Here is a 6,346-nt window from a genome sequence, read left to right as displayed (position 1 = left end):
CACTTCGATGTCCGCGAAGTGTCGGATCGCACCGTACGTCGTGCGACCGGAAGCGATTGCGCGGAGAATTCGGAAGTAGCCCGCAGCAGCTCGAAGCTCGCTCTTGAGGACGAACTCACCTTCCGCGACGAGCGGTGAGGCCGGATCGCCGTAGAGCCGGCGGATATTCCCGCGATGCCCGACCTTGTCGTCCCAGCGCGTGAGGTACGTCGGCATGCCACCGACGACGGCATGGCAGATGACGCGCTCGGCGGGAGAAAGACGCGGTACGAACAATGCCGCTTCTTCGAGCTCGAACGGCCTGAGATTGAGCCTGGCATCGATTCGGCCGAAGAGCGGCGCGCGTGCGGCCTGCAGATCCTCCATCAGCGCCTGAGCCGAGCCGCAGAGCACAAGATGCAGCTTGCTCGCCCGGGCCTCCCGGTCCCAGAAGCGCTGAATGACTGATGGAAGAGCGGGCTCGGTCTCGACGAGGTAAGGGAACTCATCGAGCACAACGACGAGCCGTTGGCGAGCGGCTCTACGCGCGAGGTACCGAAGCGCGACTTCCCAGTCGGGGAAGTCGCTGTGTGCCAGCAGGTCGTCACCGGACGGTTTGAAGCTTTGTCTGACCGCCGCGGAGAATCCGCGCAACTCGGCTCGCGCCGCTTGCTCCGTCGCCCCGTAGAACACGGCCCGCTTGTCTTCGACGAACCGCCCGAGTAGCCTCGTCTTGCCCGTGCGCCGGCGGCCCCAGACCATGACGAGATTTGGTCCGGGAGTCGCCCAGGCGCGCTCGAGAGTCCGGATCTCCGCTTCGCGGTTGAAGAAAGCTTTCTCCGCCATAGTTAACTAGTATGACACACTACTAGTGTTGCATACTAGTTCTAAGGGTATTGTTGAGGGTGGCTCCGAGATCTCCCTAGCCCGAAGGTTAGCCTCGCCGAGCCGGGAGGGAGGCATGCCCAGACCTTGCCCCTGCCTCCAGGCCAGACGACACGGGGCGTTTGAACTCGGTGCGGGGAGCGGGTCCGTAAGGCTCGTCGTCAGCCGCGCTCCCAGGCTTTGAGGGTCAGGAACTCCCGCCGCGTTTTCGGTCCGTAGGTCGCGAATTTCGGATCGGGGGCGTTCCGGTAGTTCTCGCGCCGACGGGTGAGCTCATCGCGGCTCGCGCGCAGGCGCACCTCCTCCACGTCGATTCCGTAAGGACGCGTCGCGTTGAGCCCGAAAACCTTGGCCCGCAGCTCGGGGGTGATGGCGGGATAGCCGTGGCGCGCTTCAAGCTCCGCGGAGATCTCGAAAACGCGAAACGCCTGAATCTGGTCCTGCGGCGAGCCGTACCAGATCGAATCCGTGCCCCAGAGCACGTTGTCCTGGCCGACATATTTGAACAGCTTGCCGAGCGCATGCGCCGCGCTGTCGGGCTCGCGCATCAGGAACCGCCACGTGCTCCCGAGCTCGGCGTAGACGTTGCTGTTCGGCGCGACGTCGTTCTCGATGAGCGAACGGACCAGGGTATCGATGCCGTCCCCCGAGCCCTCGCCCTCGTATGGCCCTTCCGGCTTACCGGCGACGTAGCCCGAGTGGTAGACGAGAAAGTCCACGTCGGGAAAGCGCTTCGCGACGATGCCGATGTCGCTGCACTGGCTGTGCTCGTAGGACTTTGGCCCGAAGGGAAGCCCTTTATGGACGCAGATGATCTTGACGCCGAGGCGGCGCGCCTTCTCGATGAAGGGAATGCCCGTCTCCTCGTCGTGCAGGAAAAAACCGACGCCGCCCGGCCCGTACTGCGTGTACGTCTTCCATCCACAGACGTTCCAGCGCTCCTTCAGCTCGTCCATCGCCTCGAGATCGCCGTCCTGGTTCGGATTCACCCGACCGTGGAGCATCAGACGCTGGTTCCCCTCGAGGTCGGCGACGATCCGGCGCGTCCGGTCCGCCTCCTCGATGGTCAGCGGCTCGGCCTCGCGCGTGGACGGCACGAACGACAGCACCATCATGTCGGTGTCGCTGTCGAGGAATACGTCCTTGACGAACTCCTTCGGGCCGATGCATTGCAGGTGGCTGTTCCGGTCCGCCTGATCGGCGAGCTCGCACTGGGTCTTCGTCGCGAACCCGAAGCCCTGGCCCCGCTCTGGCTCCTCGCGGATCCATCGCCCGCTCGGATCGACGAAGTGACCCTGCACGTCGAAGATGAACTCGCGGCCCTCGAGCGCCGCCGCGGCGAGCTCGGGGTCGTCGGCCGCCGCCTGCTCTAGGGCGAACCGCCCTCCTGTCTTGCCAGCGCTGGCGTTCACCCCGTTCATCGCGAGGAGCGTGCTCGCCGCGCCGCAAGACGAGATCAGAAACGACCGGCGGTCGACGCCTCGTCGCTTCGCGTGATACGTCGCGCGCTCCAACGCGACACGGTTCGCGAGCGCGTTCGTCTCCGTGAGCGGGATCGGTGCGAACTCGCCGTTCGAAGTCGAATCCACTTTGATGGGAAGCCGAGTTCCGTCGGGGTCGTGGCGGTAGGTCATGTGTCTGGTCTCCGTCTGATTGGGAGATTCTACAACGCGCAGCCACCCGTTCCGGTAGCTGACAAAGTACGCCCATCCCGGAAATCCGAGCTTCGATTAAATTCCACGGTCTTGGATCGAATCATGCCCCCTGGGAAGGGGAGCCCAACGTCATTCGCTGAAGCATTGCAACGGTGGACCTTGGGTGTGGCCGCATACATCTTGCGCCCACATCATGGTTCCCATCGACACCCGGTTCGAGCACGAGTATTGTTATTGTGACGATTAGGCTTTGTCGAAGTCAGGAGTGAAGAGCCATGGGCAAGCCAGTGTTGCTCACCGTTGACGACGATGTGGATGTGCTCGCTGCGATCGCGAGGGATTTGCGCGGCCACTACGGCCGGGACTACCGCATTCTACGTGCGGACTCCGGTGGCCTGGCCCTCGAGCTTCTCGGTGAGCTCAAGGCGCGGGACGAGCACGTCGCCCTCATGCTGTCGGATCAGCGCATGCCGAAGATGGACGGAGTGGCGTTCTTGTCCGAGGCCATGAAGTTGTACCCGAAGAGCAAGCGTGCGTTGCTGACTGCCTACGCCGACACGCAAGCGGCGATTGGCGCCATCAACGAGTCGCGAGTGGATTACTACTTGATGAAGCCGTGGGATCCGCCCGAGGAAAAACTGTTTCCGATGCTCGACGACATGCTCGACGAGTGGCGTGCGCACTATCGTCCCGGATATGGTGGCGTTCGCGTCATCGGGGAGCGGTGGTCGGCGCTCGGTCACCGCGTGCGCGACTTCCTCGGGCGCAATCAAGTGCCTTACTGCTTCCTCGACGTCGCCTCCTCCCCGGAAGCGAGAGCGCTCGTCTCGGAGGAGGACCCGGGCAAACTGCCGCTCGTGATCTTGCCCGACGGCACTCGACTCGCGGGGCCGGAGCCAGCCGTGATTGCCGCGCACATCGGCCTCGAGACCAGGGCTAGTCGGCGCTTCTATGATCTGGCGATCGTGGGCGCCGGTCCCGCTGGCCTGGCGTGCGCGGTCTACGGGGGCTCGGAGGGTCTCGCCACGGTGCTGATCGAGCGAGAGGCGCCGGGAGGACAGGCGGGAACGAGCAGCAAGATCGAGAACTATCTCGGTTTTCCTTCCGGGATCTCGGGGGGTGAGCTCGCCCGGCGCGCGGCCGATCAGGCGAAGAAATTCGGGGTAGAGATCCTGACGCCTCAGGAGGTCGTCGGGCTCCGGATCCAGGGTCCGTACAAATCCTTGACGCTCTCGGATGGATCCGAGATTGCCTGTCATGCCCTCATGCTCTCGATGGGCGTGTCATGGAACCTGCTCCCTGCTAAGGGTGCGGACCGGTTTGCCGGTGCCGGTGTTTTCTACGGCGCGGCGATGACCGAGGCGCCTCAGGTGATGGGGAAGACTATGTGCATCGTAGGTGGTGGCAACTCCGCGGGGCAGGCCGCGATGTACTTCAAAGACTACGCCGACAAGGTGGTAATGATCCTTCGCGGCAGCTCTCTCGGCGCCAATATGTCTCATTACCTCGTCAAGCGAATCGAGTCGGCTGAGAACATCGAGGTGCGCTTGAATACCCAGATCCGAGCGTGCCACGGGAGTGATCGTCTGGAAGCGCTGGAGCTCAGGAACCAGGAAGCTGGGGATACCGAATGTCTGGCTACCGAACACCTGTTCGTCTTTCTCGGAGCCAATCCCCACACCGGATGGCTCGACCACCAGGTGGCGTGCGATGGGCGTGGTTTCATCCTCACGGGAACGGATCTCGACGAGACCCATCTTCGCGACTGGCCGCTCGAGCGTTCGCCGTTTCTGCTCGAGGCTAGCGTCCCGGGAATATTCGCCAGTGGTGACGCCCGACACGGCTCCGTCAAACGTGTGGCCTCGGCCGTGGGCGAAGGATCGATCGCGGTCGTGTCCATGCACGAGTTCCTCGCGGCCCGATGAAGAAGACGAAATTCGCCGTCGATGAGCTTCGCGGGCTAGAGATTTTCGAAGGCCTTTCCGACGACCAGCTCGCCTGGTTCTGCGAGCACGGCACGGGATTCGAGCTCGAGTCCGGCGAGCACATGATCGAGCGAGGCGATCCCGCGGACTACATGTTCGTGGTCGTGACCGGAACGATCGACGGCTACGAGGAGCATGGGGGGCAGTGGCTGGTGGTGGCGTCGACCGGCAGAGGTAAGGTCACCGGTATGCTTCCGTTCTCGCGGATGACGCACTACCCGCGTTACGTCGTCGCGGTCGAGCCGTCCCAGGTGCTTTTCGTCCATAAGCGCGACTTTCAAGAGATGCTGTCGGTGAGTCTCGAGGTGGGCCAGAGGCTCGTGGCGAGCATGTCGGACCGCGTTCGCGGTGACGTCCGACTCGAGCAGCAGCAGGAAAAGATGGTCGCCTTGGGGAAGCTATCGGCAGGACTCGCGCACGAGCTGAACAACCCGGCCGCCGCCGTCGGCCGGGCTGCGGCCACGCTCTTGGAGCATCTCGTCAAACTCCCCGAGTGCGTGAGCGGGCTGATGGGACAGCATTTGGATGAGACTGCCATCGACGCCATTCGCCAGCTGCCGACTCTGGCACGCCCCGGCGAATCGGCGACGCTCTCGCCGCTCGCCCGTGCCGAAAGGGAAGAAGCACTCGGGGCGTGGATGGAAGACCACGATGTCACCGATGGATGGAAGATGGCGGGGACGTTTACCGATTCGGGATTCACCGTCGACGATCTGCAGGAGTTCAGCGGCAAAATTCCGGCCTCCGCCCTCGGCGACGCCCTCGTCTGGATCCAGTGCGGACTCGTGTCCGAGGGGGTCGTGGCGGAGATCGCGTCCTCGGCCGAGCGCATTTCATCGCTGATAGATTCCGTCAAGACCTACTCGCACATGGATCGCTCGGTCGAGCACAAGCTCACTGACGTGAGGGAAGGGCTCGACAATACGCTCAAGATGCTCGGCCACAAGATCGACAAGAAAGGCATTCGGCTCGAGCGTGATTATGAGAAGGATCTCCCGCAGGTCCAGGCTCATGCCGGCGAGCTCAATCAGGTTTGGACCAACCTCATCGACAATGCCATCGATGCCCTGGACCAAGGGGGCGTGCTGTGCATCGAAGCGAAATCGGATGAGCACGGAATCGTCGTGCGCGTGATCGACAACGGTCCCGGCATCCCCAAAGAGCTACATCAACGCGTCTTCGATCCGTTCTTTACGACGAAAGAAGTCGGCGAGGGAATGGGCCTGGGTCTCGACATCGCGCTCCGCATCGCCCGAACCCACCGCGGTCGCATCGAGGTGCACTCCGAGCCCGGCCGCACCGAGATGCGGGTGCACTTGCCGTCAGGGGCGTGACGGATTCGCGGAGTCGACGCGAGGCGTTGGAGCTCCTCGCGCCAGCTCTCGGTCACGCATCACGCGGTACGTTCGCGCCGATGGGTGAGTGCGATAGGGGGCCTTCAAAACGAGCTCCGGCGTTCCCAACTGAATCTGTGGTCTAGTCGTTGACCCCCGTCATGGCGTCACCGGTTCGGAAGAAGGGCTTCTCGTCGCGAAGTTGGATCGTCGAGCCTCGCGCCAATCGTCTGGTGCAAGCCGATACGCGTCTCAAGCTCGATCCAAAGGTCATGCAAGCGCTCCTCTACCTCGCGGAGCGCCCGAACGAGGTCGCCGTTAAGGAAGAGATCATCGAGAGCGTCTGGGCCGGGGCCTTCTGTTGGCGATGAAGTCCCGACCAATGCCGTTTGGGAGTTCGGAGGACGCTCGGCGACGACGCGAAAGACCCGCGGTTCATCCAGACGGTTCCGCGGAAGGACTTGCCATCTCACCGATGGCCGTTGGATCGCAAGAATCTTCAATACTG

At 63.2% G+C, this 6,346-nt stretch carries 5 protein-coding genes; 3 read left to right on the top strand and 2 right to left on the bottom strand.

Translation table 11 applies throughout. The features are described 5' to 3' along the window. On the bottom strand, positions 1–825 hold an 825-nt coding region (locus tag VEK15_01120; protein ID HXV59264.1), incomplete at its 3' end, for an ATP-binding protein. Between the two features lie 200 nt (positions 826–1,025). Then, positions 1,026–2,498: an amidohydrolase family protein gene (locus VEK15_01115; GenBank protein ID HXV59263.1), complete on the bottom strand. Its 1,473-nt coding sequence runs from the start codon at positions 2,496–2,498 to the stop codon at positions 1,026–1,028. A gap of 296 nt (positions 2,499–2,794) precedes the next feature. On the opposite strand from VEK15_01115, the gene VEK15_01110 reads away from it, so the two are divergent. The 3 genes from VEK15_01110 to VEK15_01100 all read left to right on the top strand — a co-directional run bounded on the left by VEK15_01110 (position 2,795) and on the right by VEK15_01100 (position 6,209). After that, complete coding sequence (locus VEK15_01110; GenBank protein ID HXV59262.1) at positions 2,795–4,444, top strand: FAD-dependent oxidoreductase; 1,650 nt, start codon at positions 2,795–2,797, stop codon at positions 4,442–4,444. Beyond that, positions 4,441–5,838, top strand: a complete 1,398-nt coding sequence (locus VEK15_01105; GenBank protein HXV59261.1) for an ATP-binding protein — start codon at positions 4,441–4,443, stop codon at positions 5,836–5,838. Before VEK15_01110 ends, VEK15_01105 begins: the two co-directional genes overlap by 4 nt. A 149-nt stretch (positions 5,839–5,987) precedes the next feature. Further along, entirely contained in the window at positions 5,988–6,209 is a 222-nt protein-coding gene (locus VEK15_01100) for a hypothetical protein (protein ID HXV59260.1), read from the top strand. The last annotated feature ends 137 nt before the right edge of the window (positions 6,210–6,346 follow it).

This window comes from Vicinamibacteria bacterium, assembly GCA_035620555.1.
GTDB lineage: Bacteria > Acidobacteriota > Vicinamibacteria > Marinacidobacterales > SMYC01 > DASPGQ01.
This window is presented reverse-complemented; position numbering and strand designations above follow the sequence as displayed.